Below are 26,506 nucleotides of genomic sequence, written 5' to 3' on the forward strand. Positions count from 1 at the left end.
CAATGAAGTCGCGTTCGAGATCCAGAAGCGCTACGACAACCCCGACGAGGCCCAGGCCGACATCACGCGCCGCGTCGGGAACAAGGAAGTCGTGATCGGCTTCGGCCACCCGGTGTACACCACCGGCGACCCGCGCAACCAGGTGATCAAGGAAGTGGCGAAGAAGCTGTCTAAGGATGCCGGCTCGATGAAGATGTTCGACATCGCCGAGCGCCTGGAAACGGTGATGTGGGACATCAAGAAGATGTTCCCGAACCTGGACTGGTTCAGCGCGGTGAGCTACCACATGATGGGCGTGCCGACGGCGATGTTCACGCCGCTGTTCGTGATCGCGCGTACTTCGGGCTGGGCCGCGCACATCATCGAGCAGCGCATCGATAACAAGATCATCCGCCCGAGCGCCAACTACACCGGTCCGGAGAACCTGAAGTTCGTGCCGATCGGCAAGCGCAAGTGAAGCGGGGCCAACTAGCCCCCGTCGATAATGTAACCAAAGACCAGAGCACTACGCCGCTCTGGGCAAATCGTAGAGAATAGCGGCGGAAATTGTCCCGGCGCCGCCCGGTTTGACGGCGGCGAATGAAACATAAATCGATTTCAGTATCCGAAAGGCACTCACAATATGAAACATCTTGTCCTTGCCGCCTGCATCGGCGCATTCAGCCTGACCACCGCCACCGCCGTGATGGCGCAGGAACCCGCCAAGAAGACCACCAGCAAGAAGGCTTCGACCAAGAAGAAGGCGGCCGCCGGAACCGCCGCAGCGGCCGGCGCTGCTGCCGCGGTCACCCCGAACGGCGAAAAATGGCAGTGTGAACTGGGCAACAACCTGTATATCGCCGGCGACATGCTGCGCGACGAAGTCCTGACCGTGCACTGGCAAGGCAAGGACTACAAGCTGCCGCGCCAGGCCACGGTGACCGGCGCCGACCGCTACTATGACGCCCGCACCGGCCTGGACCTGGTGGTGATCCCGAGCAAGGCCATGCTGTTCAACAAGAACCTGGGCCAGCGCCTGGCCGACGACTGCCAGAGCGCCGCCATGCAGGCCGGCGCCGCGGCCCCGACCCAGGCCGGCGGCCTGCGCGCCCCGGCCACCACCCCGCTGCTGGTCACGCCCCCGGGCGGCCCGACGCAGGTGCCGGAAGGCGCCCAGCAATCCGCAGCACCCAAGCAGTAAGTCCGTACCGGGGCGCTGGCGGCCGCTGAATTCCGGCCGCCAGCGCCCTTTTTTGCCTTGCCGGACGGCCAATCCCGGGTGGGCATGCTGTCGGGCCGGCGCCGTCGCGGCCGGCGGGTTGCCGAGCCGGGTGGCGCCAAAGCCGCGCGGCGGTTAGAGTATGCAGTTGCAGTGCGCTGCCGGCCTCGGACCGCGGTCAAATGCCGCGGCAGCGCACCGGGGTCTCGATTCAGGTCCGAGCCAAATGCCATCGCATCATCCTTCGATCGGAGTACGGCAATGCCCCACAACCTCAAGAACACGCTAAAAGAATTCAAGATCGGCTCTTCCGGCAAGGGCCAGTATTACTCCCTGCCCCAGTTGGGCGAGGAGCTGGACGTGGCAATCGGGCGACTGCCGGTGTCGATCCGCGTGGTGTTGGAATCGGTGCTGCGCAACTGCGACGGCAAGAAGGTCACCGAAGAGCACGTCAGGCAACTTGCCAACTGGAAGCCGAACGCCGAGCGCGTCGACGAAATTCCCTTCGTGGTGGCCCGTGTGGTCTTGCAGGACTTTACCGGCGTGCCGCTGCTGGCCGACCTCGCCGCGATGCGCAACGTCGCCGAGAAGATGGGCAAGAACCCCAAGAAGATCGAGCCGCTGGTGCCGGTGGACCTGGTGGTCGACCACTCGGTGCAGGTCGACCATTTCCGCGAAAAGAAGGCGCTGGACCTGAACATGCAGCTGGAATTCCAGCGCAACAACGAGCGCTACCAGTTCATGAAGTGGGGCATGCAGGCGTTCGATACCTTCGGCGTGGTGCAGCCGGGCTTCGGTATCGTCCACCAGGTCAACCTGGAATACCTGGCCCGTGGCGTGCACAAGAAAGACGGCGTCTACTACCCGGACACCCTGGTCGGCACTGACTCGCACACCACCATGATCAACGGCATCGGCGTGGTGGGCTGGGGCGTCGGCGGCATCGAGGCCGAGGCCGGCATGCTGGGCCAGCCGGTCTATTTCCTGACGCCGGACGTGGTTGGCGTGGAGCTGAAGGGCCGCCTGCGCGAAGGCGTCACCGCGACCGACCTGGTGCTGACCATCACCGAGATGCTGCGCAAGGAGAAGGTCGTCGGCAAGTTCGTCGAGTTCTTCGGCGAAGGCACCGCCAGCCTGGCTCTGCCCGACCGCGCCACTATCGGCAACATGGCGCCGGAATACGGCGCCACCATGGGCTTCTTCCCGGTGGACGAGAAGACCATCGACTACTTCAAGGGCACCGGCCGCACCGAAGAGGAAATCGCCGCGTTCGAGGGCTATTTCCGCGCACAGAAGATGTTCGGCATTCCCAGGGCCGGCGAGATCGACTACAGCAAGGTGGTGACGCTGGACCTGGGCACGGTGGCGCCGTCGCTGGCGGGCCCGAAGCGTCCGCAGGACCGCATCGAGATCGGCAACGTCAAGAGCACCTTCGCCTCGCTGTTCAGCAAGCCGGTGGCCGAGAACGGCTTCAACAAGGAGGCGGCGGACCTGGACCGCGCCTACACCACCACCGACGGCCTCGAGGTGAAGAACGGCGACGTGCTGATCGCCGCGATCACGTCCTGCACCAACACCTCCAACCCGAGCGTGCTGCTGGGCGCCGGCCTGCTGGCCAAGAAGGCGGTGGAAGCCGGCCTGACGGTGGCGCCGCACATCAAGACCTCGCTGGCCCCGGGCAGCCGCGTGGTGACTGAATACCTGAAGGCCGCCGGCCTGCTGCCGTACCTGGAAAAACTGGGCTTCGGCGTGACCGCCTATGGCTGCACCACCTGCATCGGCAACGCCGGCGACCTGACGCCCGAGCTGAACGAGGCCATCACCAGGAACGACCTCGTGGCCGCTGCCGTGCTGTCGGGCAACCGCAATTTCGAGGCCCGCATCCACCCGAACATCCGTGCCAACTTCCTGGCCTCGCCGCCGCTGGTGGTGGCCTACGCCATCGCCGGCAATGTCACGCGCGACCTGATGACCGAGCCCGTGGGCAAGGGCAAGAAGGGCCGCGACATCTACCTGGGCGATATCTGGCCGACCTCGGAAGAAATCCACGCACTGATGAAGTACGCGATGGATGCCAAGACCTTCAAGGGCAACTACGAACAGGTCAAGAAGCCGAGCAAGCTGTGGGCCGGCATCAAGGGCACCAAGGGCCAGGTCTACGACTGGCCCAAGTCGACGTACATCGCCGAGCCGCCCTTCTTCCAGGACTTCAGCATGCAGCCCGCCGCCACCAGCGCCAGCGTGCGCGGCGCGCGTGCGCTGGGCATCTTCGGCGATTCGGTGACGACCGACCACATCTCACCGGCCGGATCGATCAAGGACACCTCGCCCGCGGGCAAGTACCTGCTGTCGCACGGCGTGCTGAAGGCCGACTTCAACAGCTACGGTTCGCGCCGCGGCAACCATGAAGTCATGATGCGCGGCACCTTCGCCAACGTGCGCATCAAGAACCTGATGATCCCGCCCAAGGCCGACGGCTCGCGCGTGGAAGGCGGCATCACGCTGCACCAGCCCACTGGCGACGAAATGTCGATCTACGATGCCGCCATGAAGTACGTGGCCGAGGGCACACCCACGGTGGTGTTCGGCGGCGAAGAGTACGGCACCGGCTCGTCGCGCGACTGGGCCGCCAAGGGCACGCAGCTGCTGGGCGTGAAGGCCGTGGTGGCACGCAGCTTCGAGCGCATCCACCGCTCCAACCTGGTCGGCATGGGCGTGCTGCCGCTGCAGTTCAAGGGCAACGACAGTGCGCAGACGCTGGGCATCACCGGCAACGAGACCTTCGATATCGAAGGCATCGAGGGCGACCTGAAGCCGCAGCAGGACGTGGTGCTGGTGATCCATCGCGCCAATGGCGACGTGCAGCGCGTGCCGGTGCTGTTGCGCATCGATACGCCGATCGAGGTCGACTACTACAACCACGGCGGCATCCTGCCGTTCGTGCTGCGCCAGCTGCTGGCCGCCTGAGATCCACCTGAGGCGCCCGCAGCCTGCCAAGGCTGACGCCGCCTGCCCGGGCCCCGTTGCGGGGCCCGGGCAGGCGGCGTTTTTTATTGGGGTCCTGCGCCCCTTGCATCACCCCGAACGAAGCCGGGCGCGTGTAAGTTCCACGCAAGCCAGTGCTGCCACACTGTGTTGCACAAGAACAGCGGTCGCACGACCGGAAGCCGGGTCCGCCCGGCATCATCCAGAATCAGGAGACACCATGGTTAAGATCCTTATCGCATTCGTCGTGGTTGCCGGCGCGGCCCTCTACCTGCTGACCAAGGGCGGCAGCGACGTTTCCATGTCCGGCGAGTCGCACAGCGTCGAAAGCCACGCGCCCGCGGCCCCTGCCGCCTCCGCTCCGGCCCAGAAATAAAGCCACACGCCCGGGCGCGTCCGCACACGCTGCACGCATATAGCGGCCTGCGTGTCAACGCAACGAGTAGAATACCGTTTTACGCATAAACGGACGGTTTCTTTCTATGGCAGGTTTTCGCCCCAAGGCTTCCCCACGACTCTCCCCTGACGCCGAGCGTCTGGTGGCCGATGCGCTCGCCCTCGACGCTTCGGGCAGCCGCATGGAGGACGCGTACTGGGAACGGCGGCTCTCGCAGCGCCTGGGCCGCCTGCTGAAAAACGGGAGCCAGACCGCGCTCGACGCGGCGCTGGAACACCTGTTCAAGCACAATGCAGACGCCTCCGACGTGCTGGCCGAGCAGGCCGAGACGCTCGCCGAATCCGCCACCATCGAGGTCGACGGCCAGCGCCATGACGCGCTGCTGATCGCCGCCCCGATCCTGGCGCACACGCGCTACGCCATTCCCTCCGGCTCGCTCAAGCCGGAGCTGGCGCAAACGTTGGCGGTGCACTTGCAGGCACATGTGCTGGCCACCGGGACCAAGGTCTCGCTGTCGCCCTACCTATACAGCATCGACCAGCTGCCGCGCACGCACAGCGACACCTTTGCGCTGACGCACAAGCTGTCCGCGGCCGCCCTGGCCGGCACGGTACCCAAGGTCGACTTGCGCGACCTGCCCGAGACCGCGCCGATCCTGGCCGATCCGCGCTACCTGCTGGCCGTGGTGGTGGCTCCGCACGAGCAGGCGCTGTTCCGCTGGCAGGAAGACGCCAAGGAGCACCACGCCGAGCGCTCGACCTGCCTCGACCAGTGGCGCACCCAGGTGCAGCCGTCGGTGGCGCTGCTGCTGCCGGGCTGCGAGTTCGAGCTGCTGCTGCCCGACGCATTCTTCCTGTCCTGCCGCGAGTCCGACAAGAGCATCCGCCCGCTGACCGTGCGCGCCGCGGTCAACTACCTGTGCGGCACGCTCGACATCTCCGCCGGCCAGCTGGCCGCCGTGGTGGCTGCCTTCGGCGAGGAAGTGGTCGAGGAATACCGCGTGGGCTTCACCATGCGCGGCGAGAAGGATGTGATCTACGGCATCGTGTGGCCGGTCTACGGCCGCGAAGCCGGCGAGGTCGATGCCGACGAAAAGGGCAACCCGCTCGAGCAGATCTGCGAGGAACTGCGCAACGCCGGCGTAGAAGACATCTTCCGCCACGCCGCGCTGTTCGATCCGGAATACTGCGAGGACTGCGGCACGCCGCTGTACGCGGACCGCAACGGCGAGATCGTGCATGCCGAACTGCCCGAGGACGCCCCGACGCAGCAGCCGCTGTTCCACTGACGCGCCCGGCTGCGCCTGGCAAAAAGACGGCCCGCATGCGCGGGCCGTTTTCATTGGCGAGCCGCTCAGGCGCGCTGGCGCTCGCTGACGCAGCGCCACAAGCCGTGGCCCGATGCCCCGTACTTGCGCTCGAACGGCGTCATCGGCTGCGCCGGGGCCCACGCCTCTACCCGCGCCGGGCGCCCGACCAGTGCTAGCGCCTGGGCAAACTCATCGATATAGATGCGCCAGTTGCTGCGGCACTCCAGATAGTCGCCGCAGGCGGCCAGCGCCGGGAACACCGCATGCCCCTGCCAGCGCCGCCCCAGGTGGCCGATCTTGGGCCACGGGTTCGGGTACAGCACGTAGTGGCGCGCCACCGGCACGGCCTCGGCCTGCAGCAGGCGCCACACATCGACCAGGTCGGCCCGCGCCCAGCAGAAGTTGGCTGGCATCGGCGCCTCGCCCCACCAGTCCTTGCCGGCGGCCAGGCGCTTCTCGGACTGGTCGATGCCGATCACGAAATGGTCCGGGAACGCTGTGGCCAGCCGCAGCGTGCTTTCGCCCACGCCGCAGCCCGCATCCAGGATCAGCGGCGCGCCGCCGGCCTGCTGCCAGCTTTGCAGCCCCGCGCCGAGCTCGCGCCGGCTGGCTTCGCCGATGGGCTTGCGGAACGGCTCGGCCAGGTGGCGCGCGACGCGCGCGGCCAGGTGTTCGTGGACATCGGCCTGGGCCGAGACAATGGTGCGGGAATTGGCAAACATGGGCGCCATTCTAACGGCGCCGTCCCGCATCGGCTTGCCTGCCCGCGCCAAAGGCTGCAACCAAGCCACTTTAGCGGCACAATGCGGGACAAACCCGCCTGAGAACCCGGCCGCGCCCGCGCGGACCCGTACGAGGAGCCAGCCAGATGACACCGACCCACGCCCTGCCGCCGCAACGTCCGCCCCGCCGCCCTGCCCGTCGCGCCGTGCTCCATGCCGCCACCGCGCTGGTGCTTGGCAGTGCCGCCTTCACGCTGCTGCCGGCGGGTGCCGCCCACGCCGAAGACCTGCGCATCGGCCTGGCGGCCGACGTGACCTCGATGGACCCGCACTGGAACAACTCGGGCCCCAACAACGCCATCGCGCTGCATGTGTTCGAGTCGCTCGTGTTCATGGACAAGAACGCGCGCTACATCCCCGGCCTGGCGTTGTCGTGGAAGCCGGTCAACGCCATCACCTGGGAGATCAAGCTGCGCCCCAACGTGAAGTGGCATGACGGCTCGCCCTTTACCAGCGAGGACGTCAAGGCCTCGCTGGAGCGCCCGGAGAAGCTGGTCAACAGCCCCGGCTCGTTCACCAGCTACACCAAGCCGATCGCGCGCATCGACACGCCCGACCCGCTGACGGTGCGCCTGACCATGAGCGTGCCCAATTACGCCAACCTGGCCAACGACCTGAACAGCGTGCCGATCATGCCGAAGAAGGTCGCCGCCACGCTGACGCAGGCGGACTTCGACTCGGGCAAGGCGATGATCGGCACCGGCCCGTTCAAGTTCGTGCGCTTTGCGCGCGGGCAGGAAATCGTGATGGAGCGCAACCCCAACTACTGGGGCCCCAAGCCCGAATGGGACCGCGCCATCTTCCGCATCATCACCGACAACGGCGCGCGTTCGTCCGCGCTGCTGGCGGGCGATGTCGACGTGATCGAGAGCGTACCGTCGGCCGACGTCGCCAAGCTGAAGCAGAATCCGAAGTTCAAGATCGAGCAGCAGGTGTCGTGGCGCACCATCTTCTGGCAGATGGACCAGTCGCGCGACAACCCGCCCTTCGTCACCGACAAGGCCGGCAAGCCGCTGGGCAAGAACCCGTTCAAGGATGCGCGCGTGCGCGCCGCAATCAGCAAGTCGCTGAACCGCGACGCCATCATCAGCCGCATCATGGAAGGGCTGGCGGTGCCGGCATCGTCGATCGTGTCGCCGCAGATCTTCGGGCATCCGGGCACCAAGCCGGAGGCCTATGATCCGGAAGGCGCGAAGAAACTGCTGGCCGACGCGGGCTACCCCGACGGCTTCGGCCTGACGCTGCACGCCACCAACAACCGCTACCTGAACGACGCCGCGGTGGCGCAGGCCACCGCCAGCATGCTGACGCGCATCGGCATCCAGACCAAGGTGGAGACGTTGCCGGTGGCGGCCTACTTCACGCGCGCACGCCAGGGCGAGTTCGCCTTCCAGATGCTGGGCTGGGGCTCGGCCGCGGCCGACGTGGCCTTGCGCTCGATCACTGGCACGCCCAACCCCAAGACCGGTTACGGCACCTGGAACTGGGGCAAGTACAGCAACCAGCAGCTGGACCAGCTGATCGAGAAGTCGCTGACTACCGTCAGCAGCGACAAGGCGCGTGAGGAGAATGCCCGCATCGCGGCCAAGTTTGCGCTGGCCGACCACGCGATCATTCCGTCGCACAGCCAGCTGGCGATGTGGGCGATGAAGAAGGGACTGAAGTACGAGGCGCGCACCGACGAGTGGTCGCTGGCGCAGTTCTTCCACAAGGAGTGAGGGCGGGACTGCCCGCTGCCGCTCTCCCGCGCAGCGGGAGAGCGGCCGTTCCTCAGATCTTCAACCGCTCTTCCTGCCGCGCATTCGCCGCGCGCAGCTTCTGCACCCAGTCGCGCGCAGGCAGGCCGGTAGTCTTCTCGACCACATCGGCGCGCGCCTCGATCACTTCCCACGACACATCGATCTCCGGCCCATTGAATGCCAGCGCAATGACGTTGCCGTCATGCACTTCCGGGAACACCAGCACGCGGTTGTCGAAGGCATCGCAGATGCGTTCGATATTCTTCGGAAAGCTGTCGTGGTCGCCGAACAGGTTGATGGTCATCACCCCGGGTGCCTTCAGCGTGCGGCGGCAGGCGCGGTAGAACGCGGTGGTGTCCAGCACCGGGCCGCGCGCGGTGGCGTCGTACAGGTCCACCTGCAGCACGTCGATGGCGCCGGCGTGGGTGCCGTCCATGACGTAGTCCCAGGCATCCTGCTCGCGCACGGTCAGGCGCGCGTCGTCCTCGCGCAGGCCGAACATGCTGCGCCCGGCGATGATCACCGCGGGGTTCAGCTCCACCGCGGTCACGCGCGCGCGGCTGAACTGGCGGTGGCAGAACTTGGTCAGCGCCGCTGCGCCCAGGCCCAGTTGCACCACGTGGAATTCTTCGACCGAGGGCGACAGGAACAGCAGCCAGGCCATCATCTGCTGCGCGTATTCCAGCTCGATCGCATCGGGCTTGCGCAGGCGCATCGCGCCCTGCACCCACTCGGTGCCGAAGTGCAGGTAGCGCACCCCTTCCATTTCCGAGAAGGTCACCGGCGCAAAGCGCGGCGTCATGCGTTTTTCTTCGCGTGCCGGCGCCTCGCCACGGGTGCGGGTGCCACGTGCCGGACGGCGCGAGGCCACGGCTTCAATCGATTTGCGTTTCAGTAGGGTCATGTTGTCGAGAAAGGCGTTCAGCACCCGTTCCAGCATAGATGGGGGAAACGCGGATTACTTGCCCAGCGCCGCCTGCGCGCGCTGCAGCCATTCGCGGTTGTGTTCGCGGGCGTGGCGCGGCCAGTGGCGGGCGTCGTGGACGATATCGGCATAGAGCTGCTGCGCGCGTTCGCGGTCGGCGGCGTCGGGCTGCGCCGCCAGCCAGTCGGCGAAAAGGCAGCGCGGCGCGGCATCGCTGGCGCTGGTCAGCGCCTGCTCGAACGCGGCGCGCGTGCCGGATGCGCCGGTGGCCGCCAGCGCGCGTGCATACAGCAAGGCCGGATCGGGCTGCTGGCGCGACTGCGGATTGGTGGCGAACAGCTTTTCCAGCGTTGCCAGCGCGCCGGCCGCATCGCCGGTGGCGAACTGCGCCTGTGCCAGTCCTTGTAGCAGCGCCGGATCGGTCGCAAACGGTCCGCTGGCCGCTGCCTGGTAGTGCTGCAGGGCTTCCGACGGCTCCCCGGCCGCCAGCAGCGCGGCGCCCAGGCGCATGCGGTGCGCCACCGTCGGGGCGCGGTCAAAGTCTGAGCGGGCCTCGCGCACCGCGCGGTTCGGATCGACCAGTTGCGTGATGGCACGCGTGGCCGCACGCGCGCCGCGCGACTGGCGCAGCTCGGGCAGGTAGATCGCGAAGAAATACACCACGCTGCCCAGCCCCGGGAACAGGAACAGGATCAGCAGCCAGTACATGTTCTGGTGTGTGCGCACCGCGTGCACCGCAAAGAACAGTGCAACGATGATATGGATGCTGATGCCGAAGATACGCATAGGGAATTTACCTTGAAATCAATGGCCGGCGCGCCAGCCGCCGGCATTGTGACAGAAAGGCGGGGCCACGGGTTTCAGCCGCCCGCCGGGATGCCGGCGCCGGCCGACTGCAGCCCCGCCACCGCCTGCGGCGTCAGCACGGCCTCGCCATTGACCGCGCGCGCCACCAGCGCATCGGCCGCCTCGATGGCAATGCCCTGCGCGCTGTACCAGGCATCGTCGTAATAGGTGTTGCCGTAGCGCTCGCCGCTGTCGCACAGCAGGCTGACGATGGCGCCGCCCTCCCCCGCCGCGCGCATCTGCTGGGCCAGGTACAGCACGCCGACGAAATTGGTGCCGGTGGACCCGCCCACGCGGCGCCCGAAGCGCCCGGCGAGGTAGCGCATGGCCGCGAACGAGAGCGCGTCCGGCACCTTAAGCATGGCGTCGATACAGGTCGGGATAAACGAATGCTCCACGCGCGGCCGGCCGATGCCTTCAATGCGCGAGCCCTCCGCCAGGGACAGGTCCGGCTGCGGCTTGCCGTCCAGGCAGCTGCGGAAGTAGTCAAAGAACACCGAGTTCTCCGGATCCGCGCACAGCACGCGGGTCTTGTGGCGCCGATAGGCCACATAGCGCCCCAGCGTGGCGATGGTGCCGCCGGTGCCGCCGCTCGATACCAGCCAGGCCGGCACCGCATGCTCTTCGTGCGCCATCTGCTTGAAGATCGACTCGGCGATATTGTTGTTGGCGCGCCAGTCGGTGGCGCGCTCGGCGTAGGTGAACTGGTCCATGAAATGCCCGCCCGTCTCCTGCGCAATGCGGCGCGAGGCGGCGTAGATCCCGGACGGGCTGCCCACCAGGTGGCAGTGCCCGCCGTAGAACTCGATCGCCTCGATCTTGGCGCGCGAGGTCCCCGCCGGGATCACCGCCACGAACGGCAGCCCGAGCAGCCGCGCAAAGTAAGCCTCGGAGATCGCGGTCGAGCCGCTGGATGCCTCCACCACCGTGCTGCCCTCGTGCAGCCAGCCGTTGCACAGCGCATACAGGAACAGCGACCGCGCCAGCCGGTGCTTGAGGCTGCCGGTCGGGTGGCTGGACTCGTCCTTGAAATAGACGCGGATGTCCGGGTAGCCCGGCAGGTCCAGCGGGATCAGGTGGGTGTCGGCGGAGCGGTTGAAATCCGCATCGATCTTGCGGATGGCTTCGTGGGTCCAGTCGGAAAGTGGCATGGCAGTGTTCCGGGCAGGCCGGACGTCAGGACAGACCGTCAGGATGCCAGAAGCGCACGCCGCAAATCCAGTTTCCGGGATGGGCAGGCGGGCTGGCACAGCCCGCAAAGGGCGGTTTCACCACAACCGCGGGACCGGGCATGGCATTTCCCGGCCGGATGCAGCCACCGCGCGGGTGCTGGGATATGATAATACGATTAATATCATATGTGACTGAAACAGATGTCCACGATGTCCGCGATACCCGGGCGAGCCACCCGCCGCCTTGCCCGCGCCAGCCAGCCGGCTGGTCCCCGGATCCTGCATTGCGCAAGGCTGCCGTCATGAACGAACGCAAACCGGACGCCGACCCCGGCGTCGCAGCGGGTAGCCGCCGCACATCCTTTGAGTCCTATATGCGCTTCCTGGCCGAAGCCCCGCGCGACGGCACGCCCGTGGTGCTGGAGACCGAGACCGCCCTGTCGCTGCACTTCGACGTGCTGGCCACGCAGAGCTTCATGTCGCGGCGCGATCCCGACCGGCTGGTGCTGGGCTACACGCGCACCATGATGGGATTCCTGCTGTTGCATCCGTCGCCGGCACGGATTTCGGTGATCGGGCTCGGCGGAGGCTCGCTGGTCAAGTATTGCTACCGGCACCTGCCCGCCACGCGGGTGGTCGCTGTCGAGATCGACCCGGCGGTGATCGCACTGCGCGAGCGCTTCCGCATTCCGCCCGACGATGTCCGCCTGCAGGTGGTCTGCGCCGATGGCGCCGAGTACGTCAGGGGCCGGGAAGCGCGCCCCGAGGTCATCCTCGTCGACGGCTTCCTGGCTGACGGCATGCCGCTGCAGCTTGGCTCCGCCGGCTTCTACGCGGCCTGCCACGCGCGGCTGGCCGACGACGGCATGCTGGTGGCCAACTTCCTTGCAAGCGACCGCGGCATGCCGCACTACCTGGGCGCGGTGCGCGCCGTGTTCGGGGCCTCGATGTCGGTCGCACGCGCCGAGGACAGCTGCAACTACACCTTGTTTGCCTGGAAAGGCCCGCCCCGGCTGCCGTCGCTGCAGACGCTGCTGGCACGCGCACGGGCGCTGGAAGCCGTGCATGCATTGAAGCTGACACCGACTGCCCGCCGCATGAAGCGCGGCGAGGCGGTTGCCGCCGACCCCGACGCCTGGCACGCCCTTGCCCGGCCCCGGGACACCCTGTAGCGGCAACGCAGGTCCGCCGCCGCCCTTCCCAATCCGCCAGACGCCGCCCCATCGCCATGCCGATCCTGTACCTGCGCAAACTGACCGGGAAGCGGCGTAGCCCCCACGCCAACCGGCACCTGGCCGGCTACCTCTGCTTTGTCGCCGGCGCCATCAATGCCGGCGGCTTCCTGGCCGTGCAGCAATACACCTCGCATATGTCCGGCGTGGTCTCGGCCATGGCCGACAACCTGGCGCTGGGCAGCTTCGCGCTGGTGCTGGATGGGGTCGGGGCGCTGCTGTCGTTTCTCGGCGGCGCCGCGTGCTCGGCGGTGCTGGTCAACTGGGGACGACGCCAACGGCTGCACAGTGAATACGCGCTGCCGCTGGCGCTGGAGGCGGGGCTGCTGCTGTGCTTTGGCCTGATCGGCGGCAACCTGGGGCAGCACCAGTGGCTGTTCGTGCCAGCCACGGTGATGCTGCTGTGTTTCATCATGGGGCTGCAGAATGCCATGATCACCAAGCTTTCGAACGCCGAGATCCGCACCACACACCTCACTGGCATGGTCACCGATATCGGCATCGAGCTGGGCAAGCTGTGCTACTGGAACGCAGCCGCGCCGGCGCGCACGCCATCACGCACACAAGCGCGCCCACTGCCCCGCGTGCTCGCCAACCGGCGCAAGCTGCGCCTGCTGGTGGTGCTGGTCACGCTGTTCTTTGCCGGCGGCATCACCGGCGCGCTGGGCTTCAAGCACATGGGTTTCAGCGCCACGCTGCCGCTGGCCGCGCTGCTGCTGGCGCTGATCGCAGTGCCGCTGAGCGACGACCTGCGCAGCCGCTGGCGCACAGGCTCACTGCCGCGCCTGGCGGCGCGGATGCGGCTATGCGTGCAGGCGGGCACGCCGCGCCGGCGGCGCTAGGCGCCGCCTAGCGGTACACCAGCACCGGGATCTTGCTGTGGGTCAGCACCTTCAGGGTTTCGCTGCCGATCAGCATGCCCTGGACCCCGCGCCGCCCGTGCGAAGCCATCACGATCAGGTCGCAGCCTTTTTCCTCGGCCGTCTTGATGATAGCCTCGTAGGGATGGTCGTTGACGACGTATGCCGTGTCACAGGCCACGCCCGCGGCGACGGCCTCGTCGGCCAGTCCGCGCAGGTAGCGGGTCGCGTTTTCCCAGGCCTCCTTCACGTAGGTTTCGCGCGTGTCCTCCAGCATCTCGACCTGGTAGGTCAGGACGTGGTAGTTCGGACAGACGCGCACCGCGGTGGCACTCGCCCCCATGTCCCGCGCCAGCGTGAGAGCCTTGCGGAACGCCGATTCAGACAGGTCGGAACCATCGACCGCCAGCAGGAGATGCTTGAACATGATTGCCTCCTTGCCAGCATGGTTGCCGGCTAAGGCGCTCACTTCCGATGCGTCATCGCCATGCGTCCGAAAGTGCAAGCCCGCAAGGCGCACTACAAGGAGCGATCGATACCCCCGGTTTCGAATGATTCGTCGCTCGACTCCAGTATAGGTGCGCCATGGCCCACGGCAATCCGGCATGCGTCACATGCTCACGGGTGGATTCAGTACGGGCGATTTGCGAAGCCGTTGGCTGGCTGCGGGCCGCGTCAGGCCCGGCATAGGCCATCAGCGCGATGAAGACAGCCATGACGGTGGCGCCGACCGCCATGAACACGCGCTCGCGGCCCTGCCCGACCTTGTCGAGCAGCCAGCCCACCACGAGCAGGCAGGCAAAGGCCACCACATAGGGCACCGCCGAGGCGATGCCGGCGTGCAGGACGTGGCGAGGCACTGTCAGGAAATCATGCCGTGATGATCGGATCCGCGGCCATGTCCTGGCACCGGGCGGCGCGACGCCATGGCGCTCACCGATGCGGGCGCGAATACCTGGCTGAAATTGCACCGCTGCTGCGGCAGCTGGAGCGGGCCACCATGAACGTGATGGCCCTCAAGGGCAGAGGTGGCGCCCTGTCGCTCTCGGTAGGTGCGTCGCTGGGCAGCTACTGGCTGATCCCGCGCCTGCCCGCATTTACGCGCGCGCACGGCGAGATCACCCTGAACCTGCGCACGCGCGTGGGTCCGGTGGACTTCAGCACCGCGTCCGTGGATGCGTCGCAGCAGCACGAGGCAGGTGTCGCCGAAAGAAGCTGATGCAACTTCCGTGAGCCATGGCATGGATATTGCGAAGCGGTCGCACAGGCCAACGGCGGCCTTGAAACAAGCTGGCAAGTCGCGATGACATGCTCCGAAAAGGAGCATCCCGGGCAACGACGCCCCGAAGCGAATGGACCACGAACCGGACAACCGGTTCGCAGGCATCTCGCTTCGGGGCGCTTTTGCTTCGCCGGTCAGCGCGGTGCGCGTCTGCGTCGACACTACCTGCAAGGCATGGCATGAACGCTCTCTCCACTCAGTCACCCGAGACCGAAGTGTCCGCCGAGACCATCGGCGCATTGATCAACCTTTCCGGCAGGCAGCGCATGCTGTCGCAACGGATCGTCCTCCAGATGCTGCTCGCTTCGCGGGGGGACACTGCCGCGCTCGATATCGCACGCAAGTGCCTGTCAATGTTCGAGTCGGCGCATTCGGATCTCGTGACGGGCAGTGAGCGCTTCCCCGGCACATTCTCCGGCGCCTTGCAGCAACTGTACTTTGGCAGTGCGCGCGCTGACGCTCGCATCCGTGAATTCATCGCCCGGGTCAGAACAGCGATAGACACACCACTGGCCGACACCAGCCGGCAAGCGTCATTCCTCGATGTGCTTGTGACGCAGGCCACGCCGATACTTGAGCTGCTGCAGACTGTCACGCAGGCCTACCAGGAGGAAATGCACCGTTGCGAGCTCGCTGTGCGCAAACGCCAGACCGACCTCGCCGATCGCCTCAGCGGTATTTCGATGCAGGCCAACATCGTCGCAATGAATGCACGCATCTCGGCGGCGCGGGCGGGAGAGTACGGCAGGGAGTTCTCGGTGATCACGCAGGTGCTTGCGGACATCATCAAGGAAATGGATCAGCTGATCCGCCACGTCGTCGGCTCGAACGACGGGCCCAAAGGACCAACCAGAGCCTGACGCGGAGACGCCCTTGAAACGTTACCTCAGTTCCTTCTGCCTGATTGTCTGCAGCGTCCTGGCGCTGGCCGGGACCGCTTGCGCCGAAACGCTGACGATCAACGCGGCGATCAACAAGGCGGGCCGCCAGCGCATGCTGTCTCAGCGCATGGCCAAGGCTTACTGCCAGGCTGGCCTCGGCGTTGAAGTCGAACGTTCGAAGAAGATTCTCGAGCAGTCCGTGGCGCTCTTCGACAAGCAGCTCATGGAGCTGACGGCGTTCGCACCCACGCCGGAGATCAAGGATACCTACGCCAGGCTCGAGCAGACATGGATTCCCTATAGACAGTTGCTGTCCGGCGGCGATCCGAATCCCGATAGCGCGAAAACCATCGCAAGAATGAGCGAGGACGTGCTGAAGCTTGCGCAACAGGCGACCCTCCTGCTCGAGAAACATTCGGGCACCGCGACGGGCAAGCTGATCAACGTTGCCGGCCGCCAGCGGATGCTCTCGCAGAGAATCGCCAAGATCAGCATGTTCCGCGCCTGGGGCATTACCTCCCCCCGGATGGCGCAGGATCTGGACATGGCTACCAGGGAATTCGCAGCCGCGCACGAGCTTCTCACCTCGGCGCCGCAAAACACCGAGGCAATCCGTCGCGAACTGCTGCTGGCCGGGTCTCAGTGGCTGTTCTTTGAAGAGGCACTCAACCAGACCGGGGTCAGTCGCGCGGAACAGTTGAGGAACATCGCCACGACCAGCGAGCGTATTCTTCAGGTAATGGATGACGTCACCGGCATGTATGAAGGGATGCCCAGGTAACGTGGGTGCGTGAACGAGCTATGCCAGACGCTGCCTTACAGGCAGCCACTCTCGCAATGCCTGCCAGGCGCCCAGCTTTTCCGTGTAGGGCAAGGTATGAGCGGGACTACTGGAAGGAAGCCTGATGATCCGGTGATGGTCGCCATGCTGCCCAAGGGCCTTCAAACCGATACGCGCGGCAGTGCCGCCATTGAAGGCGATGACAGCCAGCCTGGGTAGTGATTCGATCAGGCTCGCCAGGTCGTTGCCGGCGTGATCCCGGATATTGCTGTCCAGGCTGCCCTCACGCTTCGCTTGCGCCACCACGTCCCACAGACCGACGTGATGCGCCAGAAGCGTTTGCAGCCGCGCGGCATATTCCATGCGGACCAGGTCTTCACCGAGAACTTCGCCGGTCAGGCGCCAGAACTGATTCTGCCGATGCGCGTAATACTGGCATTGCGCCAGTGACGCCTCGCCCGGCAGGCTGCCGAGAATAAGGATGCGCGTGCCGGCGTCAACGACAGGCGGGAAGCACCGCTTCAGTGTCATCGGTCACGCGCTCCGCTACAACACATTGAGATGGGAATCCCCCGCCGCCTGCGCGGCGGGGGCAGCCGGGGCGTCAGGCCAGCAGCTTGTTGACACGCTGCACGTAGGCGGCCGGATCGTCCAGCATGCCGCCTTCGGCCAGCAGCGCCTGGTCGAACAGCACCTGCACGCGGTCGCTGAAGGCATCGCCCTCGGGGAGATCGCGCAGTTTCTGCACCAGCGCGTGTTCCGGGTTCAGTTCCAGGATCGGCTGGGCGTCCGGCGCCTTCTGGCCGGCCTGCTTGAGCAGGCGCTGCAGGTAGCCGCTCATGTCGCCTTCGTCAGAGACCAGGCACGAGGCCGACGCGGTCAGGCGCAGCGTCACACGCACGTCCTTGGCCTTGCCGTCGAGCACGGTCTTGGCGCGATCGACCACGTCCTTCCAGTCGGCCTCGGCCTTTTCCTGCTCGGCCTTCTCGGCTTCGTCGGCGAGCTTGCCCAGGTCCAGGTCGCCGCGCGCGACCGACACCAGTTCCTTGCCGTCGAACTCGCGCAGGAATGAAAGCATCCATTCATCGACGCGGTCGGTCAGCAGCAGCACTTCGATGCCCTTCTTGCGGAACACTTCCAGGTGCGGGCTGTTCTTCGCGGCGGACCAGGTATCGGCGGTGACGTAGTAAATCTTGTCCTGGCCTTCCTTCATGCGGCCGACGTAGGCGGCCAGCGCCACGTTCTGCTCGGCGGTGTCGTTGTGGGTGGAGGCAAAGCGCAGCAGCTTCGCCACGCGCTCCAGGTTGGCCTGGTCTTCACCGATGCCTTCCTTGAGCGCCTGGCCGAACTGCTGCCAGAAGGTGGTGTACTTGGCGCGCTCGGCTTCTTCTTCACTGTCGGCCAGCGTTTCCAGCATCGACAGCACGCGCTTGGTGCAGCCCTCGCGGATTGCCTTGACGTCGCGGCTTTCCTGCAGCAGTTCGCGCGATACGTTCAGCGGCAGGTCGGCGGAATCGACCACGCCCTTGACCCAGCGCAGGTAGCCCGGCAGCAGCTGGTCGGCATCGTCCATGATGAAGACGCGCTTGACGTACAACTTCAGGCCGGCCTTGTGGTTGCGGTCCCACAGGTCGAACGGGGCGCGCGCCGGGATATACAGCAGCTGGGTGTATTCGCTGCGGCCTTCCACGCGGTTGTGGGTCCAGGCCAGCGGCGCCTCGTTGTCGTGCGCGATGTGCTGGTAGAAGGCGGTGTACTGCTCGTCGGTGATGTCGGACTTGGCGCGGGTCCACAGCGCGCTGGCCTGGTTCACGCTTTCCCACTCGGCGGTGCGCTGGTAGGTGCTGGATTCAGCGTCCCACACCTCCTTGGGCATGCGGATCGGCAGCGAGATATGGTCCGAGTACTTCTGGATGATGCCCTTCAGGCGCCAGGCCGAGAGGAAGTCGTCCTCGCCCTCGCGCAGGTGCAGCGTGATGGTGGTGCCGCGCTCGTTGCGGGCGATGGCATCGATGGTGAACTCGCCGTCGCCGGTGCTTTCCCAGCGCACCGCGTCTTCGGCGCCCAGGCCGGCGCGGCGCGTTTCCACCGTGACCTTGTCGGCGACGATAAAGGCCGAGTAGAAGCCCACGCCGAACTGGCCGATCAGCGCGGCGTCCTTCTGCTGGTCGCCGGAAAGCTGCTGGAAGAATTCCTTGGTGCCCGAGCGGGCGATGGTGCCGAGGTTGTGGATGGCCTCGTCGCGGCTCATGCCGATGCCGTTGTCGGTGATCGTCAGCGTGCGCGCCTTGGCGTCGGCCTCGATGCGGATCGCCAGGTCGGCGTCGTTCTCCAGCAGGGACGGGTTCGCGATCGCCTCGAAGCGCAGCTTGTCGGTGGCGTCCGAAGCATTCGAGACCAGCTCGCGCAGGAAGATTTCCTTGTTGCTGTACAGCGAGTGGATCATCAGGTGCAGCAGTTGCTTCACTTCCGCCTGGAAGCTCATCGTCTCGTGCGGTGCGGTCATGGTTCTCCTCTTGGAAACAGGCGAATCTGGAAAGTCGGTGTGGCCACGGTCCTGTGGCCGGTGCCGCCAGACATAGGGCCGCCCGGGCCATTTTTCAAGGCCCGGGTGCTGCCGGGATGTGACTTACAGGCGTTCTAGCTGGCGCGCCAGGAAGGCCAGCATTTCCGGGTGGCCGCTGCTGGCAACGTTGAAGCGCATCCAGCCCGACGGCATCTGCGACGGCGAGAACAGGCTGCCCGGGGCGAACAGGTAGCCCTCTTCATGCCCCGCGGTGGCGATCGCGTTGGTGTCGCGGCCGGTATCGGCCCACAGGTACATGCCGGCGTGCTGGCCGGGAAAGAGCCGCAGGCCCAGGCGCTCCAGCTCGCGCCGGGTCTCGTCGCGGGCGCGGTCCAGCCGGGTGCGCACGCGCTCCACATGTTTGCGGTAGTGGCCCTCGGTCAGCACCTTGTACAGCACGCGTTCGTTGATCTCCGGCGTGGCCAGCCCCGCCAGCAGCTTGCTGTCGGTCAGCGCCGACGCCGTCTCCGGGTGCGCGGCGATAAAGCCCACGCGCAGGTTGGCCGCCAGCGTCTTGGAAAAGCTGCCCAGGTAGATCACCCGGCGCAGCTGGTCCAGGCTGGCCAGCCGGGTGGCGGCGTGGCCGGGCGGGCACAGGTCGCAGTAGATATCGTCCTCGACGATCAGGAAGTCGTACTGCTCGGCCAGGCGCAGCAGCTGGAAGGCCTTGGCCGCCGACAGCGAGGTGCCGGTGGGGTTGTGCAGCACCGAGTTGATCACGAACAGCTTGGGCCGCCGCGCCTGCACGATGCGCTCCAGCGCCTCCAGGTCCGGCCCTTCGGCGGTGTACGGCACCCCGATCACCTGGGCGCCCTGCGCGGCAAAGCGGCCGAACATCACGAACCAGGCCGGGTCGCCCACCAGCACCGTGTCGCCGGGCTGCAGGTAGAGCCGCGCGATCAGGTCCAGGGCCTGGGTGATGCCCGAGGTCAGCACGATCTGCTCGGCACTGGCACCGATCTCCAGTTCTTCCAGCCGTGTGCGCAACTGCTGGCGCAGCGACAGGAAGCCCTGCGGCGTGCCGCTGGCCAGAAAATGGTTGCCGGGCTGGCGGCCCAGCCCGCGCAGCGCGCTGGCGATCAGTTCGCCGTCGAGCCAGTCATTGGGCAGGAAGCCCAGTCCGGGCGCCTTGTGCGCCTCGGCGGTATGGAACATGCTGCGCAGCAGCCAGGTCACGTCGATATTACGCGCCACCGCCACGGCGCCGGACACCGGCGCCGCGGGCGCGGCCGGGGCACGCTCGCGCACGTAGAAGCCGGAGCCGCGGCGCGATTCCAGGTAGCCCAGCGCCACCAGCCGCTCATAGGCCTCGACCACGGTAAAGCGCGAGATGCCCTTCTCCTGGGCCAGCTGCCGGATCGACGGCATGCGCATGCCGGAGCGGAACACGCGCTCGTCGATGCGCATGCGGGCCCATTCGGTCAGTTGCTCGACCAGCGTCATCTGCGCCGAGGGGATCGGATCCGGGAAGCGCTCGGTGGGCGGCACCACCAGCCGCAGCGCGCGGCCGGAGGTATGCCCCGATGTGCTGTGGGCGTCGCCTCCGCTATCCTTCTGACGGGTGACGGTGGCGGTCTCGCCGCCGGCGTCGCCATCCCTGCTGTTGGCATCCATGTGCTGCTCCTGCAACTGTACTGAATACGATCCGCTCAACTGTACCGGTACTGTACCGACTACCTTGTCTACCATCAAGCCAAGATGAAGCTCGCCCTCGATCACCTTGTCATCGCCGCGCCCGACCTGGACGCCGGCACGGACCATGTTGCCGGCCTGCTGGGCATTGCGCCCCAGGGCGGCGGTGCGCACACGGCCATGGGCACGCACAACCGTGTGCTGGGCATGTTCGGCGGCGTCTACCTGGAAGTGATCGCGGTCGATCCGGCCGCCGCCGCGCCGGCACGCCCGCGCTGGTTCGGCCTGGACACCGAGGCCGTGCAGCAGCGCCTGCGCGACGGCCCCTTCCTGCTGCACTGGGCCGCGCGCGTGGAACGCCCCGCCGACCTGGGCCGGTGGCAGGCGCAGTACCCCGAGCGCATCGCCCCGGTCATCCCGATGACCCGCGGCGGCCTCCACTGGCGCATCACCGTGCCCGAGGATGGCAGCCTGCCGGCCTGGCCGGGCGAAGCCGACATCGCCGGCGACGGCCTGCTGCCCAGCCTAATCCAGTGGGACGTGGCCAGCTACCCCGGCGTCAGCCTGCCGCGGCAGGACCTGGCGCTGCGCAAGCTGTCCGGGCGCCACCCGCGTGCCGAGCTGCTGCGCCAGGGGCTGGCCTGGCTGGGCGCCGACCACCTCATCGCCATCGAGCAGGCCGACGGCCCGCCTGAACTGAGCGCCGAAATCGAAACCGCGCAGGGCATCCGCACCCTGCGCTAGCCACACCCGGAACAAGCCCACCAGGAGACCCCCGATGTCCGCCACCCGCAAGCGCTTCGACGAAGACCCCTACCTCGACCACTGCACCGCCACCGTGGTGGCGGCGGGCGCCGAAGGGATCGAACTCGACGAAACCGTGTGCTACGCGCGCAGCGGCGGCCAGGCCGGCGACACCGCCACGCTGGCGCTGGCCGACGGGCGCACGGTGGCCATCGCCGACACCATCTACGCCGAAGACCGCAGCCGCATCCTGCATGTGCCCGCACCGGATGCGCCGCTGCCGCGCGTGGGCGAGCGCGTCACCGTGACCATCGACTGGGCGCGCCGCCACAAGCTGATGCGGCTGCATACCTGCCTGCACCTGCTGGGCTCGCTGATCCCGGTGCCGGTGACCGGCTGCGGCATCTCGCCGGAGTCGGCGCGCGTCGACTTCGACCTGCCGGAATCGACCCTGGACAAGGCCGACCTGACCGAACGCCTGAACGCGCTGATCCACGCCGACACCGCCGTGCGCACCACGCTGATCACGCCGCAGGAACTGGCCGCCCAGCCCGAGCTGGTGCGCACCATCGGCGCCGCGCCGCCGGCGGGCACGGCCAGCATCCGCATCATCGAAATCCCCGGGGTGGACCGCCAGCCCTGCGGCGGCACGCACGTGGCCAACACCAGCGAGATCGGCGCAGTGGTGGTGACCAGGATCGAGAAGAAGAGCCGCACCAACCGGCGCGTGGTGGTCGCGTTCGCGTGATGGCGTCCGGCTTGCTCACCGGCCTGACGGCCGCGCAGTTCCTGGCCCTGCTGACCCTGCTGACGGTGGGCCTGTTCACGCCCGGGCCCAACACCACCATCGCCGCGGTCACCGGCGCCAACTTCGGGCTGCGCGCCACGCTGCCGCACTGCGTGGGCGTGGCCTTCGGCTTTGCCAGCATCCTGGCGCTGTGCGCACTGGGCGTGGGCGCGCTGATCCTGGGCCAGCCCGCGCTGGCCGCCAGCGTGCACCTGGCCGGCGTGGCCTACCTGCTGTGGCTGGCGTGGAAGATCGCGCGCAGCACGGTGCTGGCGCAGAAGCAGGTGCTGCGCCCGCTCAGCGTGTGGCAGTCGGCGGTGCTGCAGTACGCCAACATCAAGGCGTGGATGCTGGCGCTGGCAGTCGCGGCCTCTTACATGACGGGCGCGCCCTCGCCGCTGCAGCGCGTGCTGCTGGTGTGCGGCTTGTTCGCAGTGCTGGGCTTTGTCAGCAACGGCGTGTACGGCGTGCTGGGCGCGTCGTTGCGGCAATGGCTGCAGCAAGGCCAGCGCGTGAGCTGGTTCAACCGCGCCATGGGCGCGGCGCTGGCGCTGACCGCGCTGTGGATTGCGGTCAGCGCCAGCCCGGGCGTGCCGTGACCCGCGGCGATCCGATTCCGAGCCGATGACAACCAAGACCCCGACCATGCCCGCCAGCCGCCCCGCTTCTCCGCCACTGACGTCTGCCCCACCGGCCTCCGGCGGCATGCTGCTCGGCTTTGTCGCCGTGGCGATCTTCAGCCAGACGCTGCCGTTCACGCGCATGGCGGTGGCCGAGCTGGACCCGGTCTTTGTGGCACTGGCGCGCGCCGTGCTGGCCGCGCTGCTGGCGCTGGCGCTGCTTGCCTGGCGCGGCGCGCTGTCCGCCAGCCGCCGCCCGCGCGGCGGCCAGTGGCCGCGGCTGGCCGTGACCGCGCTGGGCGTGGTGGCGGGTTTCCCGCTGTTTTCTTCGCTGGCGATGCGCGAGGTGCCGGCCAGCCACGGCGCCATCGTGATCGGCCTGCTGCCGCTGGCGACCGCGGTATTCGCCGCCTGGCTCGGGCGTGAGCGGCCGTCGCCGGCGTTCTGGCTGTCGGCCGTGGCCGGCAGCGCGCTGGTGGTGGGCTTTGCCGTCTGGCAGGGTGCCGGCGGCCTGCAGCATGCGGACTGGTACCTGTTCGCCGCCGTGGTGCTGGGCGCGCTGGGCTATGCCGAGGGCGGCAAGCTGTCGCGCGAGCAGGGCGGGCTGGAAACCATCAGCTGGGCGCTGGTGGTGTCGCTGCCGGTGCTGGTGCCGGTGGTGGCCTGGCTGACCCTGCGCGACCTGCCGGCAATAGCCGCGGCGTCGCCGCGCGCCTGGGGCGGCATGGCCTATGTGTCGGTGTTCTCGATGTTTGTCGGCTTCCTTTTCTGGTACGCCGGCCTCGCAAAAGGCGGCGTGGCGCGCGTCGGCCAGATACAATTGCTGCAGCCGTTCCTGACGCTGGCGGGCGGTGCGCTGATCCTGGCCGAGCCGCTTGACGCCCCCACCATCGCCTTCGCGGTGGCGGTGATCGCCGTCGTGGCCCTCGGCCGCCGCGCCGCCGTGCAGCAAAGCGCACCCGCCCCCGCCCCGGAAACGCCACCGATCCTCCCTGGACGCATTCACTGACTGGAGCCTACATGTCCGTCTACGACACCCTTGCCCGCCTCGGCATCGAACTGCCGGCCGTCAACGCCCCCGCCGCCGCCTATGTAATGGCCGCGCAAACCGGCAACACCGTGTTCCTGTCGGGCCATATCGCCCGCAAGGACGGCAAGGTATGGACCGGCAAGCTGGGCAAGGACATCGATACCGAGTCCGGCAAGGCCGCAGCGCGCGCGATCGCCATCGACCTGCTGGCCACGCTGCACGCGCATGTGGGCGACCTGAACCGCGTCACCCGCATCGTCAAGGTGATGAGCCTGGTCAACTCGACTCCCGAATTCACCGAGCAGCACCTGGTCACCAACGGCGCCTCGGAGCTGCTGGCTGAAGTGTTCGGCGACAAGGGCAAGCATGCGCGCAGCGCCTTCGGCGTGGCGCAGGTCCCGCTGGGCGCCTGTGTCGAGATCGAGATGATCGCCGAAGTGAAGGCGGCCTGAGGCCCGCATGCGCATCGACAACCTGCCCTTCGGCACCACCGACTGGTCGGCCATCGCGCCGACCCGCCACCCCGGCGAGCAGGGCGAGGCCACCTGGCGCACGCGCCAGTTCGGCGACATCCGCGTGCGCATGGTCGAATATTCGCCGGGCTACCTGGCCGACCACTGGTGCAGCAAGGGCCATATCCTGTTCGTGCTGGACGGCGAGCTCCATACCGAGCTGGAAGACGGCCGGCAGTTCGTGCTCGGCGCGGGCACCAGCTACCAGGTAGCCGACCAGGCGGAAGCGCACCGTTCGTCCTCGCCGAAGGGCGCACGACTATTTATCGTTGACTGAGCGGCAGGCTTGCCGCTCAGCCCAGAACTCCCCCAGACCACAAGAGACACATCATGAAATGGGCCATCTCCCGCCGGGCACAGCAACTGACCAGCTCGGCCATCCGCGAAATCCTGAAGGTCACCGAGCGTCCGGAAGTCATTTCGTTCGCCGGCGGCCTGCCGTCGCCGGCCTCGTTCCCGGTAGCGGCCATGGAGGCAGCGACGGCCCGCGTATTCGCCGACAACCCGCAGGCGGCGCTGCAATACGCCGCGACCGAAGGCTACCTGCCGCTGCGCGAGTTCGTCGCCAGGCGCCATGGCGCGCCGGTCGAGCGCGTGCTGATCACCACCGGCTCGCAGCAGGCACTGGACCTGATCGCCAAGGTGATGATCGACCCGGGCAGCAAGGTGCTGGTGGAAACCCCCAGCTACCTCGGCGCGCTGCAGGCGTTCTCGCTGTTCGAACCTGAGTTCGTCTCGATCCCCAGCGATGACAAGGGCCTGCTGCCCGAGGCGCTGACGCCCGAGCTGACCGCCGGCGCGCGCTTCCTGTACGCCCTGCCCAACTTCCAGAACCCGACCGGGCGCCGCCTGCCGCTGGAACGCCGCGAGGCGCTGGTGGCCCGCGCCAAGGAACAGGGCGTGCTGCTGGTCGAGGACGATCCCTACGGCGCGCTCAGCTACACCGGCGACCAGCTGCCCAGCCTGCTGTCGATGAATCCGGACGGCGTGATCTACATGGGCTCGTTCTCGAAGATCCTGGCCCCCGGCATGCGCCTGGGCTACGTGATCGCCCCGCCCGAGCTGCACTTCAAGCTGTGCCAGGCCAAGCAGGCGTCTGACCTGCACACGCCGACCTTCACCCAGCGCGTGGCCTACGAGACCATCCGCGACGGCCTGCTCGACACGCATATCCCGACCATCCGCGAGCTCTACGGCAAGCAGTGCCAGTACATGCTGGATGCGCTCAAGCGCCATATGCCCGAGGGCGTGACCTGGAACGAGCCCGAAGGCGGCATGTTCATCTGGATGGAGCTGCCCGAGGGCCTGGACAGCATGGTGATCCTGGAAGAAGCCGTGAAGCGCAACGTGGCCTATGTGCCGGGCGCGCCGTTCTACGCCAGCAACCCGAAGCGCAACGCGCTGCGCCTGGCCTTCGTCACGGTGTCGGCAGAGCGCATCGAGCAGGGCGTGGCCATCCTTGGCGAGCTGTTCCGCGAAGCCATCGCCGCGGCCGCCGCCAGGCAACCGCGCGCGGCCTGAAGCCCGGGCGCGCATCACCACTGGAGCCGAAATGTTGCGTATCTGGGGCCGACTCTCCTCCATCAACGTGCAGAAAGTGGTCTGGTGCGCGCGCGAGCTGCACCTGGACCATGAGCGCGTGGATATCGGCGTGACCAAGGGCGACCTCGACACCGAGGCCTATGTGCGCCTGAACCCGAACCGCCAGATCCCCGTGATCGAGGATTTCCGCGGCACCGATGTCGGTGGCGAGCCCTTCGTGCTGTGGGAATCCAATGCGATCGTGCGGTACCTGTGCGCGCGCTACGGCGAAGGCACGCTGTGGCCCGAGGACGTCAAGGCACGCGCCTCGGCCGACCGCTGGATGGACTGGCAGACCACCGCCTTCAGCCCGGCCATGGTGACGGCGTTCCTGAACCTGGTGCGCAAGCCGAAGGCGGAGCGCGACGAGGCTGCCATCAAGGCATCGTGCGAGCGCACCGAGCCGCTGGCCGAACTGCTGGACAAGGCGCTGGCCGGGCGCGAGTTCATCGGCGGCGACCGCTTCACCATGGCCGACATCTCGCTGGCCTGCGCCGCGCACCGCTGGATGGGGCTGCCGCTCAAGCACCAGTCGCGCCCCAACCTGGAGCGCTGGTTGAGCGCAATGCGCGCCCGCCCCGCCGCGGACGGCATCCTGGAACTGCCGCTGCGCTGAGCCGCGGCAGTTTTTTCTTTCCTGCCGTC

General features: G+C 67.3%; 27 protein-coding genes and 1 pseudogene. 19 read left to right on the forward strand and 9 right to left on the reverse strand.

Going from position 1 to position 26,506, the window contains the following annotated elements:
• The 5 genes from AC1Q6V_RS04815 to AC1Q6V_RS04835 all read left to right on the forward strand — a co-directional run.
• Positions 1 to 457, forward strand: a 457-nt coding sequence (locus AC1Q6V_RS04815) for a citrate/2-methylcitrate synthase (RefSeq protein ID WP_492316401.1), incomplete at its 5' end; no start/stop codon positions are given.
• Positions 458 to 622: 165 nt separating this feature from the next.
• Positions 623 to 1,180: a hypothetical protein gene (locus tag AC1Q6V_RS04820; RefSeq protein WP_010813536.1), complete on the forward strand. Its 558-nt coding sequence runs from the start codon at positions 623 to 625 to the stop codon at positions 1,178 to 1,180.
• Positions 1,181 to 1,459: 279 nt separating this feature from the next.
• A complete protein-coding gene (acnA, locus tag AC1Q6V_RS04825) occupies positions 1,460 to 4,165 on the forward strand; it encodes an aconitate hydratase AcnA (RefSeq protein WP_454751417.1) in 2,706 nt (901 codons plus the stop codon).
• Between the two features lie 238 nt (positions 4,166 to 4,403).
• On the forward strand, positions 4,404 to 4,559 hold the full coding sequence (locus AC1Q6V_RS04830; RefSeq protein WP_010813538.1) for a hypothetical protein: 156 nt from the start codon (positions 4,404 to 4,406) through the stop codon (positions 4,557 to 4,559).
• Between the two features lie 106 nt (positions 4,560 to 4,665).
• Positions 4,666 to 5,868 (forward strand): DUF2863 family protein, encoded by a 1,203-nt coding sequence (locus AC1Q6V_RS04835; protein WP_010813539.1) that lies wholly within the window; start codon positions 4,666 to 4,668, stop codon positions 5,866 to 5,868.
• 65 nt (positions 5,869 to 5,933) lie between these two features.
• Here the strand turns inward: AC1Q6V_RS04835 and trmB are convergent, their stop codons facing one another.
• Positions 5,934 to 6,620 carry a tRNA (guanine(46)-N(7))-methyltransferase TrmB gene (gene trmB / locus AC1Q6V_RS04840; RefSeq protein ID WP_454751416.1) on the reverse strand — a complete coding sequence of 229 codons (687 nt, stop codon included), beginning with the start codon at positions 6,618 to 6,620 and terminating at the stop codon, positions 5,934 to 5,936.
• 137 nt (positions 6,621 to 6,757) lie between these two features.
• Between trmB and AC1Q6V_RS04845 the strand changes: the two genes are divergently transcribed.
• Positions 6,758 to 8,389 carry an ABC transporter substrate-binding protein gene (locus AC1Q6V_RS04845; protein ID WP_011615749.1) on the forward strand — a complete coding sequence of 544 codons (1,632 nt, stop codon included), beginning with the start codon at positions 6,758 to 6,760 and terminating at the stop codon, positions 8,387 to 8,389.
• Positions 8,390 to 8,441: 52 nt separating this feature from the next.
• Here AC1Q6V_RS04845 and AC1Q6V_RS04850 read toward each other — a convergent pair whose 3' ends face one another.
• The 3 genes from AC1Q6V_RS04850 to AC1Q6V_RS04860 all read right to left on the reverse strand — a co-directional run bounded on the left by AC1Q6V_RS04850 (position 8,442) and on the right by AC1Q6V_RS04860 (position 11,332).
• Positions 8,442 to 9,314, reverse strand: a complete 873-nt coding sequence (locus tag AC1Q6V_RS04850) for a class I SAM-dependent methyltransferase (RefSeq protein WP_010813542.1) — start codon at positions 9,312 to 9,314, stop codon at positions 8,442 to 8,444.
• A 54-nt stretch (positions 9,315 to 9,368) separates the two neighbouring features.
• Positions 9,369 to 10,121, reverse strand: a complete 753-nt coding sequence (locus AC1Q6V_RS04855; protein WP_010813543.1) for a tetratricopeptide repeat protein — start codon at positions 10,119 to 10,121, stop codon at positions 9,369 to 9,371.
• Positions 10,122 to 10,195: 74 nt separating this feature from the next.
• On the reverse strand, positions 10,196 to 11,332 hold the full coding sequence (locus AC1Q6V_RS04860; protein ID WP_010813544.1) for a PLP-dependent cysteine synthase family protein: 1,137 nt from the start codon (positions 11,330 to 11,332) through the stop codon (positions 10,196 to 10,198).
• Positions 11,333 to 11,655: 323 nt separating this feature from the next.
• On the opposite strand from AC1Q6V_RS04860, the gene AC1Q6V_RS04865 reads away from it, so the two are divergent.
• Both AC1Q6V_RS04865 and AC1Q6V_RS04870 read left to right on the forward strand, forming a co-directional pair.
• Positions 11,656 to 12,525: a spermine/spermidine synthase domain-containing protein gene (locus tag AC1Q6V_RS04865; RefSeq protein ID WP_011615752.1), complete on the forward strand. Its 870-nt coding sequence runs from the start codon at positions 11,656 to 11,658 to the stop codon at positions 12,523 to 12,525.
• Between the two features lie 56 nt (positions 12,526 to 12,581).
• A pseudogene (locus AC1Q6V_RS04870) lies at positions 12,582 to 13,388 on the forward strand (YoaK family protein); the annotation flags it as partial.
• A 46-nt stretch (positions 13,389 to 13,434) separates the two neighbouring features.
• Here AC1Q6V_RS04870 and AC1Q6V_RS04875 read toward each other — a convergent pair.
• Together AC1Q6V_RS04875 and AC1Q6V_RS04880 are read right to left on the reverse strand one after the other, a co-directional pair.
• Entirely contained in the window at positions 13,435 to 13,872 is a 438-nt protein-coding gene (locus tag AC1Q6V_RS04875; protein WP_010813547.1) for a universal stress protein, read from the reverse strand.
• A 52-nt stretch (positions 13,873 to 13,924) separates the two neighbouring features.
• Positions 13,925 to 14,416 (reverse strand): MFS transporter, encoded by a 492-nt coding sequence (locus AC1Q6V_RS04880; RefSeq protein WP_168163304.1) that lies wholly within the window; start codon positions 14,414 to 14,416, stop codon positions 13,925 to 13,927.
• Between the two features lie 29 nt (positions 14,417 to 14,445).
• Between AC1Q6V_RS04880 and AC1Q6V_RS04885 the strand changes: the two genes are divergently transcribed.
• From AC1Q6V_RS04885 to AC1Q6V_RS04895, 3 genes are all read left to right on the forward strand, one after another.
• Positions 14,446 to 14,664 (forward strand): type 2 periplasmic-binding domain-containing protein, encoded by a 219-nt coding sequence (locus AC1Q6V_RS04885; RefSeq protein ID WP_174549479.1) that lies wholly within the window; start codon positions 14,446 to 14,448, stop codon positions 14,662 to 14,664.
• A gap of 242 nt (positions 14,665 to 14,906) precedes the next feature.
• Entirely contained in the window at positions 14,907 to 15,587 is a 681-nt protein-coding gene (locus AC1Q6V_RS04890) for a methyl-accepting chemotaxis protein (RefSeq protein ID WP_041687462.1), read from the forward strand.
• Between the two features lie 13 nt (positions 15,588 to 15,600).
• Positions 15,601 to 16,389 carry a type IV pili methyl-accepting chemotaxis transducer N-terminal domain-containing protein gene (locus AC1Q6V_RS04895; RefSeq protein ID WP_454751415.1) on the forward strand — a complete coding sequence of 263 codons (789 nt, stop codon included), beginning with the start codon at positions 15,601 to 15,603 and terminating at the stop codon, positions 16,387 to 16,389.
• 18 nt (positions 16,390 to 16,407) lie between these two features.
• On the opposite strand, the gene AC1Q6V_RS04900 is transcribed toward AC1Q6V_RS04895, so the two are convergent.
• The 3 genes from AC1Q6V_RS04900 to AC1Q6V_RS04910 all read right to left on the reverse strand — a co-directional run bounded on the left by AC1Q6V_RS04900 (position 16,408) and on the right by AC1Q6V_RS04910 (position 20,569).
• Complete coding sequence (locus AC1Q6V_RS04900; protein WP_011615757.1) at positions 16,408 to 16,920, reverse strand: DNA-deoxyinosine glycosylase; 513 nt, start codon at positions 16,918 to 16,920, stop codon at positions 16,408 to 16,410.
• 73 nt (positions 16,921 to 16,993) lie between these two features.
• Positions 16,994 to 18,895, reverse strand: a complete 1,902-nt coding sequence (gene htpG, locus AC1Q6V_RS04905; protein WP_010813553.1) for a molecular chaperone HtpG — start codon at positions 18,893 to 18,895, stop codon at positions 16,994 to 16,996.
• 123 nt (positions 18,896 to 19,018) lie between these two features.
• Positions 19,019 to 20,569 (reverse strand): aminotransferase-like domain-containing protein, encoded by a 1,551-nt coding sequence (locus tag AC1Q6V_RS04910; protein ID WP_454751414.1) that lies wholly within the window; start codon positions 20,567 to 20,569, stop codon positions 19,019 to 19,021.
• A gap of 84 nt (positions 20,570 to 20,653) precedes the next feature.
• Here AC1Q6V_RS04910 and AC1Q6V_RS04915 point away from each other — a divergent pair, with 84 nt between their 5' ends.
• From AC1Q6V_RS04915 to AC1Q6V_RS04950, 8 genes are read left to right on the forward strand one after another with little or no spacing between them, the layout of a single operon-like run.
• Entirely contained in the window at positions 20,654 to 21,331 is a 678-nt protein-coding gene (locus tag AC1Q6V_RS04915; protein WP_058696636.1) for a VOC family protein, read from the forward strand.
• Between the two features lie 34 nt (positions 21,332 to 21,365).
• The gene (locus tag AC1Q6V_RS04920; RefSeq protein WP_010813556.1) at positions 21,366 to 22,079 is read left to right on the forward strand and encodes an alanyl-tRNA editing protein; all 714 of its coding nucleotides are present in this window, start codon (positions 21,366 to 21,368) and stop codon (positions 22,077 to 22,079) included.
• Positions 22,079 to 22,717 carry a LysE family translocator gene (locus AC1Q6V_RS04925; RefSeq protein WP_454751413.1) on the forward strand — a complete coding sequence of 213 codons (639 nt, stop codon included), beginning with the start codon at positions 22,079 to 22,081 and terminating at the stop codon, positions 22,715 to 22,717. Before AC1Q6V_RS04920 ends, AC1Q6V_RS04925 begins: the two co-directional genes overlap by 1 nt.
• Positions 22,718 to 22,763: 46 nt before the next feature.
• On the forward strand, positions 22,764 to 23,747 hold the full coding sequence (locus tag AC1Q6V_RS04930; RefSeq protein ID WP_454751419.1) for a DMT family transporter: 984 nt from the start codon (positions 22,764 to 22,766) through the stop codon (positions 23,745 to 23,747).
• An 11-nt stretch (positions 23,748 to 23,758) separates the two neighbouring features.
• Positions 23,759 to 24,220 (forward strand): RidA family protein, encoded by a 462-nt coding sequence (locus AC1Q6V_RS04935; protein ID WP_010813559.1) that lies wholly within the window; start codon positions 23,759 to 23,761, stop codon positions 24,218 to 24,220.
• 7 nt (positions 24,221 to 24,227) lie between these two features.
• On the forward strand, positions 24,228 to 24,557 hold the full coding sequence (locus tag AC1Q6V_RS04940) for a DHCW motif cupin fold protein (RefSeq protein ID WP_010813560.1): 330 nt from the start codon (positions 24,228 to 24,230) through the stop codon (positions 24,555 to 24,557).
• Between the two features lie 53 nt (positions 24,558 to 24,610).
• Positions 24,611 to 25,801, forward strand: coding sequence for an aminotransferase-like domain-containing protein (locus tag AC1Q6V_RS04945; RefSeq protein ID WP_439668085.1), 1,191 nt, complete (start codon positions 24,611 to 24,613; stop codon positions 25,799 to 25,801).
• Between the two features lie 31 nt (positions 25,802 to 25,832).
• Entirely contained in the window at positions 25,833 to 26,477 is a 645-nt protein-coding gene (locus AC1Q6V_RS04950) for a glutathione S-transferase family protein (RefSeq protein ID WP_010813562.1), read from the forward strand.
• The last annotated feature ends 29 nt before the right edge of the window (positions 26,478 to 26,506 follow it).

The sequence above is a fragment of the Cupriavidus sp. GW823-FHT07B10 genome, from assembly GCF_058794355.1.

Coding starts and splice junctions, on each gene's coding strand:
- AC1Q6V_RS04820 (WP_010813536.1), top strand. CDS start 623: ATGAAACATCTTGTCCTTGCCGCCTGCATCGGCGCATTCAGCCTGACC.
- acnA (WP_454751417.1), top strand. CDS start 1,460: ATGCCCCACAACCTCAAGAACACGCTAAAAGAATTCAAGATCGGCTCT.
- AC1Q6V_RS04830 (WP_010813538.1), top strand. CDS start 4,404: ATGGTTAAGATCCTTATCGCATTCGTCGTGGTTGCCGGCGCGGCCCTC.
- AC1Q6V_RS04835 (WP_010813539.1), top strand. CDS start 4,666: ATGGCAGGTTTTCGCCCCAAGGCTTCCCCACGACTCTCCCCTGACGCC.
- trmB (WP_454751416.1), bottom strand. CDS start 6,620: ATGGCGCCCATGTTTGCCAATTCCCGCACCATTGTCTCGGCCCAGGCC.
- AC1Q6V_RS04845 (WP_011615749.1), top strand. CDS start 6,758: ATGACACCGACCCACGCCCTGCCGCCGCAACGTCCGCCCCGCCGCCCT.
- AC1Q6V_RS04850 (WP_010813542.1), bottom strand. CDS start 9,314: ATGACCCTACTGAAACGCAAATCGATTGAAGCCGTGGCCTCGCGCCGT.
- AC1Q6V_RS04855 (WP_010813543.1), bottom strand. CDS start 10,121: ATGCGTATCTTCGGCATCAGCATCCATATCATCGTTGCACTGTTCTTT.
- AC1Q6V_RS04860 (WP_010813544.1), bottom strand. CDS start 11,332: ATGCCACTTTCCGACTGGACCCACGAAGCCATCCGCAAGATCGATGCG.
- AC1Q6V_RS04865 (WP_011615752.1), top strand. CDS start 11,656: ATGAACGAACGCAAACCGGACGCCGACCCCGGCGTCGCAGCGGGTAGC.
- AC1Q6V_RS04875 (WP_010813547.1), bottom strand. CDS start 13,872: ATGTTCAAGCATCTCCTGCTGGCGGTCGATGGTTCCGACCTGTCTGAA.
- AC1Q6V_RS04885 (WP_174549479.1), top strand. CDS start 14,446: ATGAACGTGATGGCCCTCAAGGGCAGAGGTGGCGCCCTGTCGCTCTCG.
- AC1Q6V_RS04890 (WP_041687462.1), top strand. CDS start 14,907: ATGAACGCTCTCTCCACTCAGTCACCCGAGACCGAAGTGTCCGCCGAG.
- AC1Q6V_RS04900 (WP_011615757.1), bottom strand. CDS start 16,920: ATGACACTGAAGCGGTGCTTCCCGCCTGTCGTTGACGCCGGCACGCGC.
- htpG (WP_010813553.1), bottom strand. CDS start 18,895: ATGACCGCACCGCACGAGACGATGAGCTTCCAGGCGGAAGTGAAGCAA.
- AC1Q6V_RS04910 (WP_454751414.1), bottom strand. CDS start 20,569: ATGGATGCCAACAGCAGGGATGGCGACGCCGGCGGCGAGACCGCCACC.
- AC1Q6V_RS04915 (WP_058696636.1), top strand. CDS start 20,654: ATGAAGCTCGCCCTCGATCACCTTGTCATCGCCGCGCCCGACCTGGAC.
- AC1Q6V_RS04920 (WP_010813556.1), top strand. CDS start 21,366: ATGTCCGCCACCCGCAAGCGCTTCGACGAAGACCCCTACCTCGACCAC.
- AC1Q6V_RS04925 (WP_454751413.1), top strand. CDS start 22,079: ATGGCGTCCGGCTTGCTCACCGGCCTGACGGCCGCGCAGTTCCTGGCC.
- AC1Q6V_RS04930 (WP_454751419.1), top strand. CDS start 22,764: ATGCCCGCCAGCCGCCCCGCTTCTCCGCCACTGACGTCTGCCCCACCG.
- AC1Q6V_RS04935 (WP_010813559.1), top strand. CDS start 23,759: ATGTCCGTCTACGACACCCTTGCCCGCCTCGGCATCGAACTGCCGGCC.
- AC1Q6V_RS04940 (WP_010813560.1), top strand. CDS start 24,228: ATGCGCATCGACAACCTGCCCTTCGGCACCACCGACTGGTCGGCCATC.
- AC1Q6V_RS04945 (WP_439668085.1), top strand. CDS start 24,611: ATGAAATGGGCCATCTCCCGCCGGGCACAGCAACTGACCAGCTCGGCC.
- AC1Q6V_RS04950 (WP_010813562.1), top strand. CDS start 25,833: ATGTTGCGTATCTGGGGCCGACTCTCCTCCATCAACGTGCAGAAAGTG.